Genomic DNA, 1,050 nt, shown 5'->3' with positions numbered 1-1,050 from the left:
CGCCGTACCGAACATGAAATGGGGATCGAACAGGTAAAGAACCGGATAGCCCTGCGCCGGGGGCGGGACCAGCGGGACGGCGACCGAAATCAAATAGTCGCGGCCGTTGATCGACGAGGTGAAGCGGATCCGGTGACTGTTCGGAACCGACACCTCGGCCGGCGCTTTTTCCGCCCTTGCCGCGGGGGCCTTCGCGGCCCCCGCCGATCCCGCCGTCAGCAGCAAGAGGCCGGTCCCGATCAACGCTAACGATCGCATCTGCTGTGTCCCTGCCGAAATCAGAAGGATTTCGACACGGCGACGCCGAAGCTGCGCGGGCGGATATAGGTCACCGCGGTCGGGATATTGGAATCCGCGCCGGCGCGCAAAATGCCGCGCTCGTTGGTCAGATTGTTGACGAAGGCGTTGAACCGCCAGCCGTTGTTCCACTTGAGCCCGGCGGTGAGATCGAATTGCCAATAGCTCGGGAACACCGCGCGCAACGGATCGGGCTGGAACGTCCCGATGCGCTTGCCGACATAGCTCAGATTCCCGCCGAAGAACGCATCGGTCGTGTCGCTGAGCGCGATCGTGTGATTGGCGCTGATATTGCCGCTCCACCGCGCGCTATAGGGGAGGCGATCGCCCTTGAACGCTGCCAGCCGCGCCGCCGCGGGGAAATCCTCGGTCAATTTGCTGTCATTATAGGCGACCCAGCCCTCGATCGTCGTCGCGCGCGACGGGCGGAGCGTCATCGAAAGCTCGACGCCCTGGCTGCGCGCGGTGCCGCCGTTCGCGGTATAGCCCGAGCGCCCGTTGGGCGTCGCGACCAAAGTCTGGATGTCGTCCCAGTCGATCAGATAGGCCGAGGCATCGATGCTGACGAGGCGGTCGAAAAAGTCCCCCTTCAGCCCGAGTTCGTAATTGACCGTGCGATCCGACCCGTAGGTGCAGGCGACGAACGGCCTGCCGCAGTTGATATTGGGGCCGCCCGGGCGATAGCCCGAGGCGACGCGGGCATAGACCATCAGATTGGGCCGGATCTTCCATTGCGGCGCGACCGAGAAGGTG

General features: G+C 64.3%; 1 protein-coding gene and 1 pseudogene. Both read right to left on the bottom strand.

Going from position 1 to position 1,050, the window contains the following annotated elements:
• Positions 1–225: pseudogene (locus BGN95_RS13975) on the bottom strand (hypothetical protein); the annotation flags it as partial.
• 53 nt (positions 226–278) lie between these two features.
• Positions 279–1,050, bottom strand: a 772-nt coding sequence (locus tag BGN95_RS13970) for a TonB-dependent receptor (protein ID WP_286772992.1), incomplete at its 5' end; no start/stop codon positions are given.

Origin of the sequence: Sphingomonas sp. 66-10, from assembly GCF_001897045.1 — a bacterium.
GTDB classification, from domain to species: domain Bacteria; phylum Pseudomonadota; class Alphaproteobacteria; order Sphingomonadales; family Sphingomonadaceae; genus Sphingomonas; species Sphingomonas lycopersici.
Note: the sequence above shows the minus strand (reverse complement) of the source record. Positions and strands in the feature narration are given on the sequence as shown.